The organism is Pseudomonas sp. S3_C06 (assembly GCF_054667675.1).
Genome location: NZ_CP162747.1, coordinates 4919553 through 4937674, shown reverse-complemented (window position 1 = coordinate 4937674; position 18122 = coordinate 4919553). Strand labels below are relative to the sequence as shown.

Annotated in this window: 24 protein-coding genes; 10 read left to right on the top strand and 14 right to left on the bottom strand. The window is 59.2% G+C overall.

What is annotated here, in order from left to right; translation table 11 throughout:
- The 9 genes from hisD to AB4N44_RS21775 all read right to left on the bottom strand — a co-directional run bounded on the left by hisD (position 1) and on the right by AB4N44_RS21775 (position 6889).
- Complete coding sequence (gene hisD / locus AB4N44_RS21815) at positions 1 to 1326, bottom strand: histidinol dehydrogenase (protein WP_127925842.1); 1326 nt, start codon at positions 1324 to 1326, stop codon at positions 1 to 3.
- A gap of 125 nt (positions 1327 to 1451) precedes the next feature.
- Complete coding sequence (hisG, locus tag AB4N44_RS21810; RefSeq protein ID WP_007912384.1) at positions 1452 to 2087, bottom strand: ATP phosphoribosyltransferase; 636 nt, start codon at positions 2085 to 2087, stop codon at positions 1452 to 1454.
- Positions 2088 to 2211: 124 nt separating this feature from the next.
- Positions 2212 to 3477 carry a UDP-N-acetylglucosamine 1-carboxyvinyltransferase gene (murA, locus tag AB4N44_RS21805; RefSeq protein ID WP_007912385.1) on the bottom strand — a complete coding sequence of 422 codons (1266 nt, stop codon included), beginning with the start codon at positions 3475 to 3477 and terminating at the stop codon, positions 2212 to 2214.
- Positions 3478 to 3499: 22 nt separating this feature from the next.
- Positions 3500 to 3739: a BolA family protein gene (locus tag AB4N44_RS21800; protein ID WP_008085051.1), complete on the bottom strand. Its 240-nt coding sequence runs from the start codon at positions 3737 to 3739 to the stop codon at positions 3500 to 3502.
- A gap of 115 nt (positions 3740 to 3854) precedes the next feature.
- Positions 3855 to 4160, bottom strand: coding sequence for an STAS domain-containing protein (locus AB4N44_RS21795; RefSeq protein ID WP_127925840.1), 306 nt, complete (start codon positions 4158 to 4160; stop codon positions 3855 to 3857).
- Positions 4157 to 4804 (bottom strand): MlaC/ttg2D family ABC transporter substrate-binding protein, encoded by a 648-nt coding sequence (locus tag AB4N44_RS21790; RefSeq protein WP_038357539.1) that lies wholly within the window; start codon positions 4802 to 4804, stop codon positions 4157 to 4159. Before AB4N44_RS21790 ends, AB4N44_RS21795 begins: the two co-directional genes overlap by 4 nt.
- A gap of 11 nt (positions 4805 to 4815) precedes the next feature.
- Positions 4816 to 5283: an outer membrane lipid asymmetry maintenance protein MlaD gene (gene mlaD, locus AB4N44_RS21785; RefSeq protein WP_007912400.1), complete on the bottom strand. Its 468-nt coding sequence runs from the start codon at positions 5281 to 5283 to the stop codon at positions 4816 to 4818.
- Positions 5283 to 6080, bottom strand: coding sequence for a lipid asymmetry maintenance ABC transporter permease subunit MlaE (gene mlaE / locus AB4N44_RS21780; RefSeq protein ID WP_007912402.1), 798 nt, complete (start codon positions 6078 to 6080; stop codon positions 5283 to 5285). Before mlaE ends, mlaD begins: the two co-directional genes overlap by 1 nt.
- Positions 6080 to 6889, bottom strand: a complete 810-nt coding sequence (locus AB4N44_RS21775) for an ATP-binding cassette domain-containing protein (RefSeq protein WP_160038309.1) — start codon at positions 6887 to 6889, stop codon at positions 6080 to 6082. Before AB4N44_RS21775 ends, mlaE begins: the two co-directional genes overlap by 1 nt.
- 275 nt (positions 6890 to 7164) lie before the next feature.
- Between AB4N44_RS21775 and AB4N44_RS21770 the strand changes: the two genes are divergently transcribed.
- From AB4N44_RS21770 to AB4N44_RS21725, 10 genes are all read left to right on the top strand, one after another.
- Positions 7165 to 8139 (top strand): KpsF/GutQ family sugar-phosphate isomerase, encoded by a 975-nt coding sequence (locus tag AB4N44_RS21770; RefSeq protein WP_127925839.1) that lies wholly within the window; start codon positions 7165 to 7167, stop codon positions 8137 to 8139.
- Entirely contained in the window at positions 8139 to 8663 is a 525-nt protein-coding gene (locus AB4N44_RS21765) for a KdsC family phosphatase (protein WP_007912407.1), read from the top strand. Before AB4N44_RS21770 ends, AB4N44_RS21765 begins: the two co-directional genes overlap by 1 nt.
- Before the next feature lie 8 nt (positions 8664 to 8671).
- A complete protein-coding gene (lptC, locus tag AB4N44_RS21760; protein WP_127925838.1) occupies positions 8672 to 9244 on the top strand; it encodes an LPS export ABC transporter periplasmic protein LptC in 573 nt (190 codons plus the stop codon).
- Positions 9231 to 9776 carry a lipopolysaccharide transport periplasmic protein LptA gene (gene lptA / locus AB4N44_RS21755; protein ID WP_038357536.1) on the top strand — a complete coding sequence of 182 codons (546 nt, stop codon included), beginning with the start codon at positions 9231 to 9233 and terminating at the stop codon, positions 9774 to 9776. The genes lptC and lptA overlap by 14 nt, the downstream gene beginning before the upstream one ends.
- Positions 9776 to 10501: an LPS export ABC transporter ATP-binding protein gene (gene lptB / locus AB4N44_RS21750; RefSeq protein ID WP_008085069.1), complete on the top strand. Its 726-nt coding sequence runs from the start codon at positions 9776 to 9778 to the stop codon at positions 10499 to 10501. The genes lptA and lptB overlap by 1 nt, the downstream gene beginning before the upstream one ends.
- Positions 10502 to 10688: 187 nt before the next feature.
- Positions 10689 to 12182, top strand: a complete 1494-nt coding sequence (locus AB4N44_RS21745; protein ID WP_160055877.1) for an RNA polymerase factor sigma-54 — start codon at positions 10689 to 10691, stop codon at positions 12180 to 12182.
- A gap of 73 nt (positions 12183 to 12255) precedes the next feature.
- Positions 12256 to 12564 (top strand): ribosome hibernation-promoting factor, HPF/YfiA family, encoded by a 309-nt coding sequence (gene hpf / locus AB4N44_RS21740; protein ID WP_093435973.1) that lies wholly within the window; start codon positions 12256 to 12258, stop codon positions 12562 to 12564.
- An 11-nt stretch (positions 12565 to 12575) separates the two neighbouring features.
- Positions 12576 to 13040: a PTS IIA-like nitrogen regulatory protein PtsN gene (gene ptsN, locus AB4N44_RS21735; RefSeq protein WP_116029477.1), complete on the top strand. Its 465-nt coding sequence runs from the start codon at positions 12576 to 12578 to the stop codon at positions 13038 to 13040.
- Positions 13041 to 13042: 2 nt separating this feature from the next.
- On the top strand, positions 13043 to 13900 hold the full coding sequence (gene rapZ, locus AB4N44_RS21730) for an RNase adapter RapZ (protein ID WP_038357533.1): 858 nt from the start codon (positions 13043 to 13045) through the stop codon (positions 13898 to 13900).
- 15 nt (positions 13901 to 13915) lie between these two features.
- Positions 13916 to 14191 carry an HPr family phosphocarrier protein gene (locus AB4N44_RS21725; protein ID WP_038357532.1) on the top strand — a complete coding sequence of 92 codons (276 nt, stop codon included), beginning with the start codon at positions 13916 to 13918 and terminating at the stop codon, positions 14189 to 14191.
- An 83-nt stretch (positions 14192 to 14274) separates the two neighbouring features.
- Here the strand turns inward: AB4N44_RS21725 and AB4N44_RS21720 are convergent, their stop codons facing one another.
- The 5 genes from AB4N44_RS21720 to AB4N44_RS21700 are packed head-to-tail and all read right to left on the bottom strand — an operon-like array spanning position 14275 to position 18044.
- Positions 14275 to 15168: a ZIP family metal transporter gene (locus AB4N44_RS21720; protein WP_316917679.1), complete on the bottom strand. Its 894-nt coding sequence runs from the start codon at positions 15166 to 15168 to the stop codon at positions 14275 to 14277.
- Between the two features lie 30 nt (positions 15169 to 15198).
- Positions 15199 to 15810 carry a superoxide dismutase gene (locus AB4N44_RS21715; protein ID WP_122597935.1) on the bottom strand — a complete coding sequence of 204 codons (612 nt, stop codon included), beginning with the start codon at positions 15808 to 15810 and terminating at the stop codon, positions 15199 to 15201.
- A 1-nt stretch (position 15811) separates the two neighbouring features.
- Positions 15812 to 16252, bottom strand: coding sequence for a hypothetical protein (locus tag AB4N44_RS21710; protein ID WP_460107556.1), 441 nt, complete (start codon positions 16250 to 16252; stop codon positions 15812 to 15814).
- Positions 16253 to 16279: 27 nt separating this feature from the next.
- Positions 16280 to 17656 (bottom strand): class II fumarate hydratase, encoded by a 1377-nt coding sequence (locus AB4N44_RS21705; protein WP_127925834.1) that lies wholly within the window; start codon positions 17654 to 17656, stop codon positions 16280 to 16282.
- Positions 17637 to 18044 carry a hypothetical protein gene (locus AB4N44_RS21700; protein ID WP_008085087.1) on the bottom strand — a complete coding sequence of 136 codons (408 nt, stop codon included), beginning with the start codon at positions 18042 to 18044 and terminating at the stop codon, positions 17637 to 17639. Before AB4N44_RS21700 ends, AB4N44_RS21705 begins: the two co-directional genes overlap by 20 nt.
- Positions 18045 to 18122: the final 78 nt, after the last annotated feature.

Below are 18122 nucleotides of genomic sequence, written 5' to 3'. Positions count from 1 at the left end.
TCAGTTCCCCTTCGATTCGTCTTTGATGCGGTATTCGGCGCTGCGCGCGTGCGCGCTCAGGGATTCGCCACGGGCCAGTACCGATGCAGTCTTGCCCAGTTCCGAAGCACCGGCCTCGGAGCAGAAGATGATCGACGAGCGCTTCTGGAAGTCATACACGCCCAGCGGCGAAGAGAAGCGCGCGGTGCCCGAAGTTGGCAATACGTGGTTCGGACCTGCGCAGTAATCGCCCAGCGCTTCGGAAGTATGACGGCCCATGAAGATCGCGCCGGCGTGGCGGATCTGCGGCAGCCAGGCCTGTGGATCAGCGACCGACAGCTCCAGGTGTTCCGGGGCGATGCGGTTGGCGACTTCGATGGCTTGCGCCATGTCCTTCACGTGAATCAGCGCACCACGGCCATTGATCGAGGTTTCGATGATCGTCGCGCGGTCCATGGTCGGCAGCAGTTTGTCGATGCTCGCCGCAACCTTGTCGAGGAACTCGGCGTCCGGGCTGACCAGAATCGCCTGCGCGTCTTCGTCGTGCTCGGCTTGCGAGAACAGGTCCATGGCGATCCAGTCCGGATCGGTCTGGCCGTCGCAGACCACGAGGATTTCCGAAGGACCGGCGATCATGTCGATGCCGACCTGACCGAACACGTGACGCTTGGCCGTGGCGACATAGATGTTGCCCGGGCCAACCACCTTATCGACTTTCGGCACACTTTCGGTACCGTAGGCCAAGGCAGCGACAGCTTGCGCGCCACCAATGGTGAACACTCGGTCGACGCCGGCGATGCACGCAGCCGCCAGCACCAGTTCGTTGATCTCACCGCGCGGCGTTGGCACGACCATGACCACTTCGGTCACGCCGGCGACCTTGGCCGGAATCGCGTTCATCAACACCGACGACGGGTACGACGCCTTGCCACCCGGCACGTACAGGCCGGCACGATCCAGCGGTGTGACCTTTTGGCCCAATACCGTGCCGTCAGCTTCGGTGTAGCTCCAGGAATCCTGCTTCTGTTTTTCGTGGTAGCTGCGCACGCGGGCGGCGGCTGTTTCCAATGCCTCGCGCTGTGGCACGGTGATGCGGGTCAGAGCCAGTTCCAGACGCTCGCGCGGCAGGATCAGGTCGGCCATCGAAGCGACTTCGAGGCCGTCGAATTTCTGGGTGAACTCGACCAGCGCCGCGTCACCGCGCTCGCGCACAGCCTTGATGATGTCCAGCACGCGCTGATTGACCGAGTCGTCAGACACACTTTCCCAGCTCAGCAGATGATCCAGATGATGCGCGAAATCCGGGTCAGCAGCGTTGAGTCGGCGAATTGCAGTCGTTGCGGTCATAGCGAGAGCCTCATAGGAATGGCAAAAAACTCAGGCGCCCGAAACTATCATCCGATCCGCTTAGGCACCTGAGAATTCTGGCTATGAGGCGGATAGACGGCGCGACCTGGGGCCGCGCAGGTAAATCAGCCGCGGTGTCGCGATTCCACTGCGTTGCGCAGGGTATCGATCAACGCCTGGATTCGGGCGTGTTGCATTTTCATCGAAGCCTTGTTGACCACCAGGCGCGAGCTGATCGTGGCGATCAGTTCCTGAGGTTCCAGGCCATTGGCGCGCAGGGTGTTACCGGTGTCGACCACGTCGATGATCTTGTCGGCCAGACCGATCAGTGGCGCCAGCTCCATCGAGCCATACAGCTTGATGATGTCGACCTGACGGCCTTGCTCGGCGTAGTAACGCTTGGCAACGTTGACGAACTTGGTCGCTACGCGCAGACGGCCCTTGGGCTCCGGCGCGCCGATCTTGCCGGCGGTCATCAGCTTGCACTGAGCAATCTGCAGATCCAGTGGTTCGTAAAGACCCTGGCCGGTGTATTCCATCAACACGTCTTTACCGGCAACGCCAAGGTCGGCCGCGCCATGCTCGACATAGGTCGGCACATCGGTGGCTCGCACGATCAGCAGACGAACGTCGTCCTGCGTCGTGGGGATGATCAGCTTGCGGCTCTTGTCCGGATTCTCGGTCGGCACAATGCCCGCTTCGGCGAGAAGCGGCAGGGTGTCGTCAAGGATGCGGCCCTTGGACAGTGCGATGGTCAACATGGGAAACGTCAGTCCTTATCAAGGTACTCATGTCCGGTCGCAATCGGCGCCGGACACACATCGAGCCGGAAACCGGCTCGACTCTTAAAATCAGTGGACACGTCCCTGTGTCCCAATGCAGCAATCAGCCCGGAACGCGACGGATCTTGGCGCCCAGCATCTGCAGTTTTTCTTCGATGCACTCGTAACCACGGTCGATGTGGTAGATGCGGTCGATCAGCGTATCGCCCTCGGCAACCAGTGCCGAGATCACCAGGCTGGCCGAAGCCCGCAGGTCGGTGGCCATGACTGGCGCGCCTTTGAGGACTTCGGTACCGGTGACGATGGCAGTGTTGCCTTCGACCTGGATCTTGGCGCCCATGCGGTGCAGTTCGTACACGTGCATGAAACGGTTTTCGAAGATCGTCTCGATCACCGCACCGGTGCCTTCGGCAATGGCGTTGAGCGAGATGAACTGCGCTTGCATGTCGGTCGGGAATGCAGGGTACGGCGCAGTGCGCACGTTGACTGCTTTCGGACGCTTGCCGTGCATGTTCAGCTCGATCCAGTCTTCACCGCAGGTGATTTCTGCACCGGCTTCACGGAGTTTTTCCAGAACGGCTTCGAGGATGGTCGGATCAGTGTCCTTGACCTTGACGCGACCACCGGTCACGGCAGCGGCAACCAGGTAGGTGCCGGTTTCGATACGGTCAGGCATGACCTTATAGAAAGCCGAACCCAGACGCTCGACGCCATCGATGGTGATGGTGTCGGTGCCAGCACCGGAAACCTTGGCGCCCATGGCGTTGAGGAAGTTCGCCAGGTCGACCACTTCAGGCTCGCGAGCAGCGTTCTGCAACACGCTGCGGCCCTTGGCCAGAGCCGCGGCCATCATGATGTTCTCGGTACCGGTCACACTGACGGTATCGAAGAAGAAGTGCGCACCGCGCAGGCCGCCTTCAGGCGCCTTGGCCTTGATGTAGCCGCCTTCGACGTCGATGACCGCGCCCATGGCTTCGAGGCCACGGATGTGCAGGTCGACCGGACGCGAACCGATGGCGCAACCGCCAGGCAGTGCGACTTCGGCTTCACCGAAACGGGCAACCATCGGGCCCAGTACCAGGATCGACGCACGCATGGTTTTCACCAGTTCGTACGGGGCGATCAGGGTCTTGATGGTGCGCGGGTCGATTTCGACGCTGAGTTTCTCGTCGATCACCGGCTCAATGCCCATGCGACCGAACAGCTCGATCATGGTGGTGATGTCGTGCAGGTGCGGCAGGTTGCCAACGGTCACCGGGCCATCGCACAGCAGGGTGGCGGCCAGGATCGGCAGGGCGGAGTTTTTTGCGCCGGAAATGCGGATCTCGCCATCAAGACGAGCGCCACCGGTAATAATCAATTTATCCATAAGAATCTCGACGCCCTAAGGCTCAGGTGCGCTCGGCCCAGGCCGCGCTGCTGAAAAATTTCATAGTGACCGCATGGATGCTGCCATCGGTGATCCATGGGTTCAAATGGGCATAGACCTGCTGCTGACGCTTCACCGGGCTCAACGCCGCCAGTTCATCGCTAATCACGTTCAGCTGGAAATTGCAGCCTTCGCCCTCAACTTCTACCAACGTTCCGGGCAGCTTTCCTTCAAGGAAGCTCTTCACTTCTACGGCCTGCATGCTCAACCTCAATCGGCGCCCTGTGCGCACGGGTCGGACATCATACAAAAAAGCCCCGCGCCTGCGAACCCCGCATGGCAGGACTCTGACGGGGGGCTTCTTTATAGATGCTGTTTCAGGGGTGCGCCAACAGTTCGGTCAGTTCACTGACCTGAGCGATTTCGCGCATGTCTTCGGGCATCGCGCGGATGCTGACAGCCTTTCCGGCCGCATTCGCATCGCGCATGAAGCACAGCAGCAACGACAAACCGACGCTGCTGGACTTCTTCACCGCCGAGCAATCGATCACCAGCGAAGCAGCCTTGCTGGACTTGATCAGCGTCTGGCCTTGCTTGCGCAGGTCGGCACCGGTGCGATAGTCCAGCACTCCGCTGAGCAGAAGCTCGTCGACATCACTCATACGAACTGCGGCCTCGTTCATTGCGCGGGGTTCTTTTCGGTGGCTTCTTTGGCCTTGGCCACTTCACCGGCCCAACCATTGATGGTTTTGTCCAGATCGTTGCCATTGCGCTGCATCGCGTCGGCGAACTGATCACGGAACAGTTTGCCGATGTTGATGCCATTGATGATCACGTTGCGCAGTTTCCACTCGCCGTTGATCTTCTCCAGCGTGTACTGCACAGGATAGATTGCGCCGCTGCTGCCCTTGACGGTCATGTTGACGCTGGTGCGGTCGCCCGATTCGTCTTTGGCAGGGTCAACGGTAATGCCCTGGTTGTTGTACTCGAGCAAGGCATTGCCGTAGAACTGGAACAGGCCTTTCTTGAAGTTTTCCTGGAAGGTCTGCATCTGCGCCGGCGTGGCCTTGCGCGAATACTTGACCGTCATGATGCTCTTGGAAATGCCCTCGGCGTCCACTACTGGCCCGACGATGGTGTTGAGCGCCGCGTAGAAATCAGTCGGATCCTGCTTGTATTTCTCTTTGTTGGCAGCCAGGTCGGCCAGCAACCGGGTGGTTGTGTCCTGCACCAGATCATGTGCCGAAGTCGCAGCAGCCACGGCGTTACCCATCAACGGCAAGGCCGCCAACAGCACCAACAAGCTGCGTCGCAAGATAGAGATCATTCAAAAGCTCCTCATTTGGCGTCTTTGCTAACGGTATTGAGCAGGAATTTACCGATAAGGTCTTCCAGTACCAGTGACGACTGGGTGTCGTGGATGGTTCCGCCATCCTTCAGCGGTTTGTCTTCCCCGCCGACGCTGATACCGATGTACTTCTCGCCCAGCAGACCAGCGGTCAGGATAGACGCTGTGGAGTCGGTCGGCAGGTTGTCGACCTTTTTATCCACTTGCAGGGTTACCCGACCGGTGAAGCTGTCGCGATCCAGATCGATTGCCGTGACCTTGCCGATGGTCACACCGGCCATGGTCACTTTGGCTCTGACCGTCAAACCGGCGATATTGTCGAAATACGCATAAAGTTTATAGGTATCGGTGGTCGACGTCGGAGACAGACCACTGACCCGCAAAGCAAGCAGCAACAAAGCCAGGATCCCTGCCAGCAGGAACAGGCCGACACCGATTTCCAGGGTGCGGTTTTGCATCAGAAATCTCCAAACATCAAAGCAGTCAGAATAAAGTCCAGGCCGAGCACTGCCAGCGAGGCAAACACTACAGTCTTGGTGGTGGCGCGACTGATGCCCTCGGAAGTGGGCTCACAGTCATAGCCTTGGAATACGGCGATCCAGGTCACGACAAAGGCGAAAACGATACTTTTGATGACGCCGTTAAGCACGTCACTGGTGAAGTTCACGCTGTTCTGCATGTTCGCCCAATAAGAGCCTTCATACACACCCAGCCAGTCGACGGCCACCCACGAACCGCCCCAAATCCCGACCACGCTGAAAATCATCGCCAGCACCGGCAGGGAAATGAAGCCGGCCCACAGGCGCGGGGCAATGATGTACTTGAGCGGATCGACGCCGATCATTTCCAGACTGGAAAGCTGTTCGGTGGATTTCATGTTGCCGATCTCGGCAGTCAGTGCCGAACCGGCACGACCGGCGAACAACAGCGCAGTCACCACCGGACCCAGTTCACGCAGCAAGGTCAGCGCAACCATCTGCCCCACCGCCTGCTCCGAACCGTAGCTCGACAGAATGCTGAAGCCCTGCAGCGCCAGCACCATGCCGATGAAAATCCCCGAAACGACGATGATCACCAGCGACATCACGCCGACTGAATGCAGTTGCTTGACCAGCAGGCTGAAGCCACCGCTGATCCCGCCGCGCCCCAGCAGAGCATGAAACAGGAACAGCGTCGCACGACCGAACACCGCGACGGCGTCGATCGCCGCCTCGCCGAACCGGCGCACGCGTTCTATTAATGAAATTCTGCGCATCAGCGCTTCCCCAGAAGATCTGCGCGGTAATCCGTCGCTGGAAAATGGTACGGCACCGGGCCATCGGGATCGCCGGTCATGAACTGACGGATACGCGGCTCGTCCGAGCTCATCAACTCGTCCGGCGTACCCTGCCCCAGTACCTGACCATCACCGACAACATAGATGTAATCGGCGATGCTCGCGGTTTCCGCCAGATCGTGGGACACCACGATACTGGTGATCCCCAGCGCGTCGTTGAGCAGGCGAATCAGACGGACCAGCACACCCATGGCGATCGGGTCCTGCCCGACGAACGGTTCGTCGTACATGAGGATCTGCGGATCGAGCGCAATCGCCCGCGCCAGTGCGACGCGGCGCTTCATGCCACCGGACAGCTCATCCGGCATCAACTCGATGGCTCCGCGCAGACCGACCGCCTGCAACTTGAGCAGGACGATGTCGCGGATCATTTCTTCCGGCAAATCGGTATGAACACGCAGGGGGAAAGCCACGTTCTCGAACACATCGAGATCGGTGAACAGCGCGCCGCTTTGAAACAGCACACCCATGTGCTTTCGCGCATCGAACAGATCGCTGCGCGAAAGCGCAGGCAGATTCTGGCCGTTGACCCAGACTTCGCCGCTGGCAGGACGCAATTGTGCGCCCATCAATCGCAGCAGCGTGGTCTTGCCACACCCGGAAGGCCCCATGATGCCGGTGACCTTGCCGCGCGGTATGCGAATATCGACGTTATTGAAAATGCTGCGCGCACCGCGCTTGAAGGAGACTCCCTTCAGCTCGACCGCGTAGGCGTTATCGGCACTCATCTAAACTCCTTGCGATGCAGCCTCTCACTCGGACGCCTGTCTTTACTTAAAAAGTACGTACATCCCGGGCAGGCCGAACTGGCGGCGAACTATATCACTGCAAAGGCTACGCGCCCAAGGCTTGTACCAGCCTGAGTTCGGCGATATGACAGGTCCGCAGGCTCTTTTACCGGGTTTTGGTAACGAGTAATGACAAAGCGCGACGAACTTGCGTGAGGCTTTGCCACATAACCGCTATAATCGCCGCCTTTTCATCGGGCTATACGATTTCTGACATGAGCCAATCCAGCGACCTGATTCAATCGGCACAACGCACCATCCAACTCGAAGTGGAAGCCGTACAAGGCTTGTTGCCCCATATCGACGCCGATTTCGTACGCGCTTGCGAGATGATTCTGGCCAGCAAGGGCCGTGTAGTTGTGGTCGGCATGGGCAAATCCGGGCACATCGGCAACAAGATTGCCGCGACCCTGGCCAGCACCGGCACCCCGGCTTTTTTCGTGCACCCGGCCGAGGCCAGCCATGGCGACATGGGCATGATCACTCGTGATGACGTGATTCTGGCCCTGTCGAACTCCGGCTCGACCAACGAAATCGTCACCCTGCTGCCGCTGATCAAACGTCTGGGTATCCAGCTGATCAGCGTCACCGGCAACCCGCTATCGCCGCTGGCCAAGGCGGCCGAGGTCAATCTCAACGTTCACGTCGAACATGAGGCCTGCCCGCTGAATCTGGCGCCGACCTCCTCGACCACCGCAGCGCTGGTCATGGGTGATGCGCTGGCCGTAGCGTTGCTGGAGGCGCGCGGTTTCACTGCCGAAGACTTCGCCTTTTCTCATCCGGGTGGCGCCCTTGGCCGTCGCCTGTTGCTGAAAGTGGAAAACGTCATGCATGCCGGTCAGGAGTTGCCGCAAGTACAGCGCGGCACGCTGCTCAAGGACGCACTGATGGAAATGACCCGTAAAGGTCTGGGCATGACCGTCATTCTTGAAACTGACGGCAAACTCGCCGGGATCTTCACGGACGGCGATCTGCGCCGCACGCTGGATCGCAGCATCGACATTCGCAGCGCCACCATCGATCAGGTAATGACCGCTCACGGCAAGACTGCCCGGCCGGAAATGCTGGCCGCCGAGGCCCTGAAAATCATGGAAGACCACCGAATCAACGCATTGGTAGTCGTAGACGAGGAAGATCGCCCGGTCGGCGCCTTCAACCTCTCCGATCTGCTGCGCGCAGGAGTCATGTAATGAGTAACGATCTGCTGCAACGCGGCAAAGCGATCAAACTGGCGGTTTTCGACGTCGACGGCGTTCTCACCGACGGGCGCCTGTACTTCCTCGAAGACGGCAGTGAGTTCAAGACCTTCAATACCCTCGATGGCCAGGGCATCAAGATGCTGATGAACGCCGGCGTGCAGACCGCTATCATCAGCGGTCGCAAGACCCCGGTGGTCGAGCGTCGCGCGAAAAACCTCGGCATCCCCCACCTGTTTCAGGGGCGCGAAGACAAATTGGTCGTTCTCGACGGTCTTCTCGAGCAACTGGGCCTAAGCTATGAAGAGGTTGCCTATCTCGGTGACGACCTGCCCGATCTGCCGGTGATTCGTCGCGTAGGTTTAGGCATGGCCGTGGCCAACGCCGCCGACTTCGTCCGCGAACACGCCCATGGCGTGACCCGCGCTCGCGGTGGTGAAGGCGCCGCCCGCGAATTCTGCGAATTGATCCTGCGCGCCCAGGGCCGCCTCGATGCGGCCAACGCCGCGTACCTGTGAGCCAAACCATGTTCAGCAAAAAATTTCGTAACTTCCTGCTGTTCGGCTGCATCGCTGCGATTTTCGCCGCGGTCGGCTACTGGAATATCAGCCCGGAACGCTTTCTCGACAAACCACCGGTCACCTCGGTGGAAACGCCTATCGACTGGTATGCGACCAACACGCACACCCTGCAATACCTGCCGGATGGCAAGGTGCAGTATGAAATGACGTCGGAAAAGGCCGAGCACGTAAAGGCAACCGACGTCACGCTGGTGACCAAACCCGATCTGAACATGTACCGCGGAACGGACTTCCCGTGGCACGTGACCAGTGAGCGCGGTGAAGTGAACTCAGGCGGCACCGAAGTCGAGCTGATCGATTCGGTACGCGTTGCGCGCACCGACGAAAAGAAGCGTGACATCCTGATCACTTCCACGCGCATGACCGTGTTCCCGCAGCAGGAATATGCGCAGACCGAGCAACCCGTTAGAATCGACGGCGCTGGCGGTGTATCGACTGGCGTTGGAATGAAAGCGTACCTGAAGGAAAGCAGGATACACCTGCTATCGAACGTAAGAGGACAGTATGAGGCTCGTTAAAACCCTCCCTATTTTGCTCAGTCTGGGCGCAGCACTGGGAAGCGTGAGCGCCTGGGCTCTGCCGAACGATCAGCAGCAACCTATCCGCATTCAGGCCGACGACGCCCAACTGGATGACAAGAACGGCATCGCTACCTATAAAGGTGATGTGATCATCACCCAGGGCTCGATGATCGTTAAAGGCAACACGGTCACCATGACTCGCGCGCCGAATGGCGATATCGACGTAGTGACCTCCGTGGGCAACCTGGCTTACTTCGAGCAGCTGCAAACCCAGGGCGACACCAAACCGGTTCAAGGCTACGGCGTGACGATTCAATACCACGCCCAGCAAAACCGCGTCGTGCTGATCGACAAGGCCAAGGTCGTCGACAAAGACGGCAACGTCACTCAGGGCGAGAAAATCGTCTACGACACCGTGAAGAAACTGGCCAGCGCCGGTCGCGCTACCGGCAGCAAGGTCACCGAGGCGCGTCCGCGCATCGACATGGTGATCCAGCCGAAGAAGAAAACCGACGAGAAAACCCAGTAATGGCAACTCTGAAAGCTCAGCACCTGGCCAAGGCCTATAAAAGCCGCCAGGTCGTGCGTGACGTCAGCCTGTCGATCGACAGCGGCCAGATCGTCGGCCTGCTCGGCCCGAACGGTGCCGGCAAGACCACGTGCTTCTACATGATCGTCGGCCTGGTACAGGCCGATCAGGGCCGCGTACTGATCGACGATCTGGACGTCAGCCATCAGCCAATGCACGGTCGCGCCAAGGCCGGTATCGGCTATCTGCCGCAAGAAGCGTCGATCTTCCGCAAACTGTCGGTGGCCGATAACATCATGGCCATCCTCGAGACCCGCCAGGAACTCGACAAGGCCGGCCGTCGCAAGGAGCTGGAAAGCCTGCTGCAGGAATTCCACATCAGCCACATCCGCGACAACCTCGGCATGAGCCTTTCCGGTGGTGAACGCCGCCGGGTGGAAATCGCTCGCGCACTGGCGACCGCACCGAAATTCATCCTGCTCGACGAACCGTTCGCCGGTGTCGACCCGATTTCGGTCGGCGACATCAAGCAGATCATCCACCACCTCAAGGCCAAGGGTATCGGTGTGCTGATCACCGACCACAACGTCCGTGAAACGCTGGATATCTGCGAAACCGCTTACATCGTCAACGATGGTCAACTGATCGCTGAAGGCGATGCAGAAACCATCCTGGCCAACGATCTGGTCAAGGAAGTGTATCTGGGCCACGAGTTCCGCCTGTAAGCGCAACAGTGCCCGGTGCGCCGCCGGGGCGCTGTATCGATTCAAGCAGGATTTAATCCGCTTTAATTGTTACAGCGCTCTAGGCAAACACTTCAGTTTCAGGCATATAATTTGCTTAAGTTTGGCGCCTCGGCGCCCTGTAGTGGATGGCGCATAGCGCCGGCGAATAAGGTGTTAAGCCCCTGCCATGAAACCATCGCTAGTCTTGAGAATGGGCCAGCAGCTGACGATGACACCGCAGCTGCAACAGGCCATCCGCCTGCTCCAATTGTCGACCCTGGATCTGCAACAGGAAATCCAGGAGGCGCTGGAATCCAATCCGATGCTCGAACGCCAGGAAGAAGGCGAAGACTTCGATAATTCCGACCCCATGGCTGACAACGCCGAACAGAAGCCCAACACCGAGATCCAGGAACCGTCCTATCAGGAAACCGCCCCGACGGTCGACAACCTCGAGGACGGCGAATGGAACGAGCGCATCCCCAACGAGCTTCCGGTCGACACGGCCTGGGAAGACGTCTACCAGACCAGCGCCAGCAGCCTGCCCAGCAGCGACGATGACGAGTGGGATTTCACCACACGCACGTCCGCCGGCGAGAGCCTGCAAAGCCACCTGCTGTGGCAACTGAACCTTGCGCCGATGTCCGACACCGATCGCCTGATCGCCGTGACCCTGATCGATTGCATCAACAATCAGGGCTACCTGGACGAAACCCTCGAAGAGATCCTTGAGGCGTTCGACCCGGAACTGGACATCGAACTGGACGAAATCGAAGCCGTCCTGCACCGCATCCAGCAGTTCGAACCGGCCGGCATCGGCGCGCGCAATCTCGGCGAATGCCTGCTGCTGCAATTGCGCCAGTTGTCGGCCAAGACACCTTGGCTGGCTGAAGCGAAACGTCTGGTCAGCGATTACATCGACCTGCTTGGCAGCCGCGACTACAGCCAGTTGATGCGGCGCATGAAGCTCAAGGAAGACGAACTGCGTCAGGTCATCGAGCTGGTGCAAAGCCTTAATCCGCGCCCGGGTTCACAGATCGAATCAACCGAAGCCGAATACGTCGTGCCCGACGTGATCGTGCGCAAGGACAACGAACGCTGGCTGGTCGAACTCAATCAGGAATCGGTGCCACGGCTGCGCGTCAACGCCCAGTACGCTGGTTTCGTCCGCCGCGCCGACACCAGCGCCGACAACACCTTCATGCGCAATCAGTTGCAGGAAGCCCGCTGGTTCATCAAGAGCCTGCAGAGCCGCAACGAAACCCTGATGAAAGTTGCCACCCAGATCGTCGAGCATCAGCGCGGTTTTCTGGAGTACGGCGACGAAGCGATGAAGCCATTGGTCCTGCATGACATCGCCGAAGCGGTCGGCATGCACGAATCGACGATTTCACGGGTGACCACGCAGAAATTCATGCATACCCCGCGCGGTATTTATGAGCTGAAATACTTTTTCTCCAGCCACGTCAGCACCTCCGAAGGCGGCGAATGCTCGTCCACGGCGATCCGCGCGATCATCAAAAAACTGGTTGCTGCGGAAAATCAGAAAAAGCCGTTGAGTGACAGCAAGATCGCTGGTTTACTGGAGGCACAAGGCATTCAGGTGGCTCGCCGCACCGTCGCCAAGTACCGCGAATCCCTCGGGATCGCGCCTTCGAGCGAACGCAAGCGGTTGATGTAAGCCACGTTACAGCGTTCCAGTGGCAGGCTATCCAGCCTGCCGCTTTATGCACTGGCAACGAAGGAGAAGCTGTATGCAAGTCAACATCAGTGGACACCAACTGGAAGTGACCGAACCTCTGCGCACCTACATCAACGAAAAACTCGACCGATTAGAGCGCCATTTCGACAAGATCACCAACGTGCAAGTCACGATGTGCGTCGAAAAGCTGAAGCAGAAAATCGAAGCCACCTTGCATATTCCCGGCGGAGAAGTGGTTGCCAATGCCGAGCATGACGACATGTATGCCGCCATTGACCTACTGACCGACAAGCTGGATCGCCAACTCAAAAAGCATAAGGAAAAGACCCAAAGCCTCCTCCAGGGCGCGACAGGTCGATAACCCCCCATTCCATGATCCGACTTGAAAGTATCCTGACCCCCGGCCGTTCCCTCGTGAACGTGCCGGGCGGCAGTAAAAAGAAAGCCCTCGAACAAATTGCCAACCTGATCGCCCGCGAAGTGCCGGATCTGGCCATGCAGGATGTCTTCGAGGCGTTGATTGCCCGTGAAAAACTCGGTTCCACCGGTTTTGGTAACGGCATCGCCATCCCCCATTGCCGCCTCAAGGGTTGCCAAGCGCCGATCAGCGCGCTGATGCACCTTGACGCTCCGATCGATTTCGACGCCATTGACGGCGCTCCGGTTGACCTGCTGTTTGTTTTGCTGGTCCCGGAAGCCGCCACCGATGCGCATCTGGAGTTGCTACGTCAGATCGCCAGCATGCTGGATCGTAAGGAAGTGCGCGAACAGCTGCGTAGCGCACCGAGTAGCGAAGCCTTGTATCAGGTCGTCCTGAGCGAGCAGAACGGGCATTAATCATGCGTTTGATCATCGTCAGCGGCCGTTCCGGCTCGGGTAAAAGTACGGCTCTGGATGTCCTTGAGGACAACGGCTATTACTGCATCGACAACCTGCCCGCAGGCTTGTTGCCGGAACTGGCCGAACGCGCGCTGATTCACACTGAGCTGGCGCAACCGCTGGTGGCCGTGTCGATCGATGCGCGTAACTTGCCGAGCCATCTGACGCGCTTTCCCGAGTTGCTTGAAGATGTCCGGGCCAAGCACATCCAGTGCGATGTCCTGTATCTGGACGCCGACGAAGAAACCCTGCTCAAGCGTTTCTCCGAGACCCGCCGACGCCATCCACTGAGCAACGCCAATCGCTCGCTGGCCGAAGCGATCCAGGATGAAACCGCCCTGCTCGGCCCGATCGCCGACCTCGCCGACCTGAAAATCAACACCACCAACCTCAACCTGTACCAGTTGCGCGACTCCATCAAGCTGCGTCTGCTGAATCAGCCAGAGCCGGGCACCGCATTTCTGGTCGAGTCCTTCGGCTTCAAGCGCGGCATGCCGGTGGATGCGGATCTGGTGTTCGATGTGCGCTGCCTGCCCAATCCGTACTGGAAGCCGGAACTGCGTGCGCAATCGGGTCTCGATGCGCCGGTGGCTGAATACCTGGCGGCACAGCCGGAGGTCGAAGAAATGTTTCAGGACATCTTCACCTACCTGCACAAGTGGCTGCCGCGCTTCGCCGCCAGCAACCGTGCCTACGTCACCATTGCCATTGGCTGCACCGGCGGGCATCACCGCTCCGTCTACCTGACCGAACGTCTGGGTCAGGCCCTGCAGAAAACCCTGAAGAACGTCCAGGTTCGCCACCGCGACCTCACTTAAAGGATTCACACCGCGATGCCTGCTCTGGAAATCGAAATCATCAACAAGCTGGGCCTGCATGCCCGCGCATCGGCCAAGTTTGTCGGGGTTGCTGGCGAGTTCAAGAATTGTACTATCAGAGTCGGGCGCACTCCCGAATCCATGGTCGACGGAAAAAGCATCATGGCCATGATGATGCTAGCTGCCGGCAAGGGTACGGTCATCCAACTGAGTACCGAGGGTGAACAGGCTGATGAAGCCTTGCAGGCATTGGTTGATCTGATCAACGACTACTTCGGCGAAGGTGGTTGAAAACCTGAGGCAAAAAATCGCAGCCCGCGACGCACAAATCTTCCCCGTAAGAGCTGCCGAAGGCTGCGATCTGTTGATCTACTTCAACCCAACGCCGTATCCATCACCATCATCAGACAAAACCCGATCAACAAGCCAAGACTGGCCAGTTTTTCATGACCATGGCGTCGTGATTCCGGGATGACCTCGTGGGTCACCACCAGCAACATCGCCCCCGCCGCCAGTGCCAGACCTATCGGCAACAATACCTGCGCCAGACCGACCAGCCAGGCACACAGCAGCGCAAACACCGGCTCGACCAGACCTGACGCCGCTCCGATTAAAAATGCTTTGACCCGCGACATCCCTGCCCCGGCCAAGACCAATGCAATCACCAGACCTTCCGGCACATCCTGTAAAGCGATGCCCATGGCCAGACTGTCCGCATCCGGCATGCCGCCACCGGCAGACACGCCGACGGCCATACCTTCAGGGATGTTATGGGCAATGATGGCAAACACGAACAACCAGATCCGCGGCGGAATGACCGGATGTTCGACCGTGCCGACGAGCATTTCCGGTGAGGCGCCGGAAACTTTGCGATCGACCAGATACAGCCCGAAAGCGCCGAGCATGATGCCGAAGCAGATCAGGCCGCTGGCACCCCACGGAGTCAGACCCAGGCTTTCGGCGGCGGCAATTCCCGGTACGATCAGCGAAAACGCCGTCGCCGCTAGCATCACGCCGGCGCCAAACCCCAGCAACGTATCGCTGAGCGCCTGCGGCATACGCCGAATCACCAGCACCGGCACAGCGCCAAGTGCCGTGCCCAGGGCGCAGATCGCACCACCCTGCAACGCCCGCAACAGCCTCGGTTCGAGGTTCAGCCATTCCAGCCCGTGGGCGACCAGCAAGGTCATGCCCGCCAACAGCAACAGCGATCCCACTGCGTAACGAAACATACGCCCACTTCCGATCGCCAGTGTTTCAGTGCCCATAGTCAGCCTTGGATTTTTTTTATAGAAGACTTAAACCAGTGCGGCCTGATAGCGCGCAGCCACTTCAGGCCAATTGATTACGTTGTAGAACGCATTGATGTATTCGGGGCGGCGGTTCTGATAGCGCAAGTAGTAGGCGTGCTCCCAGACGTCGAGACCGAGGATCGGCGTGTTGCCATTCATCAACGGGCTGTCCTGGTTGCCGCTGCTCTCCACGATCAGTTTTTTCTCCGGGGTCACGCTGAGCCAGGCCCAGCCGCTGCCGAATCGGGTCAGTGCGGCTTTGGTGAAGGCTTCCTTGAAGCTGTCGAGGCCACCCAGTTGCTCATCGATGGCCTTGGCCAACGCACCATCCGGCTTGCCGCCACCGCTCGGCACCATCACTTCCCAGAACAGCGAGTGATTGGCGTGACCGCCGCCCTGATTGATCACCGCCGCACGGAGTTTTTCCGGCAGTTGCTGAACACTGGCGACGAGTTTTTCTACCGGCCATTCAGCGTACTCAGTGCCTTCTACAGCGGCGTTGAGGTTGTTGATGTAAGTCTGGTGATGCTTGGTGTAGTGAATCTCCATGGTCTGTGCATCGATATGCGGCTCAAGAGCGTCGTAGGCGTAAGGCAAGGCAGGCAAGGTAAAAGCCATTTCAATGGACTCCATGGTGATGTGCGGCAGGCGCGCGGCGCGCATTGCCGGTATCCGGGTGCAGCAGACGCTGGGTACGCGGGTATTCGCCGTGTTCGCTGATGAAATTCAGCAGCTCGACGTAGGTCTTGCTGCTCTGGCGCAGCGCCGCTTCACGCAAGGCCAGGCGCTGACGTTCGTCCTGCATGGTTTGCAGCAGCCGTTGGTGAATAGCGCAGAGGTATTCGGCGCTCTCCTCCGGCTGATTCAGACGCAAGTGCAAATCCGCGAGGTTGTGGTGCGAGATGACGCAGGCCGCCACCGCTTCGTCGGCATCTGCCCAACGTTCGAACAACACTTGCGCCAGGGCCAGGGCTTGCAGGTACGCCTCACGGGCGTCGATCAGTTCGCCCAGCATGAAGCAGCGATTGGCCCGTTCGATCGTGCGTTTCCAGTGCTCCATGGTGAGCCTCCAAAGCGGTTGCGGGGTTTATACGCCGCCGGCGGTGAGTTTCTCGGGATTGAGCAACTCTTCCAGTTGGCTGCGCGACAGGTCGGTGTGCTCCAGCGCGACGTCGATCACCGCGCGGCCTTCCTTGTAGGCCTGCTTGGCGATTTCGGCGGCTTTCTGGTAACCGATGATCGGGTTGAGCGCAGTGACCAGAATCGGATTGCGCGACAACGCTTCCTTCAGGCGCGATTCGTTGACCTTGAAAGTGGCAATGGCTTTGTCGCCGAGCAGGCGGCTGGAGTTGGCCAGCAGTTCGATGCTGCTCAGCAGGTTCTGCGCGATGATCGGCAGCATCACGTTGAGTTCGAAGTTGCCCGACTGGCCGGCGATGGTGATCACCGAATCGTTGCCGATGACTTGTGCGGCGACCATGGCGGTGGCTTCCGGAATCACCGGATTGACCTTGCCTGGCATGATCGACGAGCCCGGTTGCAGGGCTTCCAGCTCGATCTCACCAAGGCCGGCGAGCGGGCCGGAGTTCATCCAGCGCAGGTCGTTGGCGATTTTCATCAAAGTGACGGCGATGGCTTTGAGCTGGCCGGAGACGGCGACGGCGGTGTCTTGCGAACCGATCAGCGCAAACAAGTCTTTGCCCGGGGTGAATTGCACGTCGGTCAATTGGCTCAACTGGCGGCTGAAACGCGCGGCGAACTCAGGGTGCGCGTTGATCCCGGTGCCGACCGCTGTGCCGCCCTGCGCCAGCGATTGCAGGCTTGGCAGCAGATCCTGCAGATGAGCGATGTTGGCCTTGAGCTGCTGCGCCCAGCCATTGAGTACCTGGCTCATGCGCACCGGCATCGCGTCCATCAAATGCGTGCGGCCGGTTTTGACGTGGTGATGCACTTGCCCGGCCTTTTGTTCGATCACTTGCACCAGGTGCAGCAGCGCCGGCAGCAGTTGTTCATGGAGGGCCAGCGCGGCGCTGACGTGGATGGTGGTCGGAATGATGTCGTTGCTGCTCTGCCCGCAATTGACGTGATCGTTGGCGTTCACCGGCTCGCCGAGCAGACGACTGGCGAGGGTGGCAATCACTTCATTGGCGTTCATGTTGGAACTGGTACCGGAACCGGTCTGGAAAATATCCACCGGAAAATGCTGCATGAAATCGCCTTCGAGCAAGCCTTGCGCGGCGTCGCTGATGGCTTTGCCCTGTGCGGCGCTGATTTGGTTGAGTTCAACGTTGGCGCGAGCGGCGGCCGCTTTGGCGAGGATCAGTGCGCGGATGAATTGCGTCGGCATCGGCTTGCCGCTGATCGGGAAGTTATCCACTGCGCGCTGGGTTTGCGCGCCGTAGAGAGCGTCCACCGGCACCTGCAGTTCGCCCATGCTGTCGCGCTCAATACGTGTCTTGGTCATCGGTAAATCCTTGGACTAATTCAATGAGAGGAATCGAGGGAAGCAACTCGCAAGTGGCGAGCTGCCAGGTGTAGCGCTGCCAGCGTTTAAGCCGGCATTTGCACAGAGAAAGGCGCTCCATTTCACGCAACGGACGCCAGGCTTGATCGAGACAGAGGCTGCGCCAGTGCCACGGCAAAGCGATGTCGGTGGCGGTGTCGAGCAGCAAACGGAAAGAGGTTTCGGCGACCATCCAGGGCGAGGTCGCGGTGCAACAAGACAGATACCGGCCTTCGGCCAGGTAATGTTCGATCAGGCGCGGCTCGTCAGGATCCATCGCGCAACGGATCTGGCGACTCATCCAGCGCCAGCTTTCGAGGTACGGCTGCTCGTGCAAGGCAGAACTCATGATCCGGGGCTCATCCGATAATGAGATTTATTATTAGATGATAATGAGAACCAAAACAAGAGTGCCGAGCGATGCAGA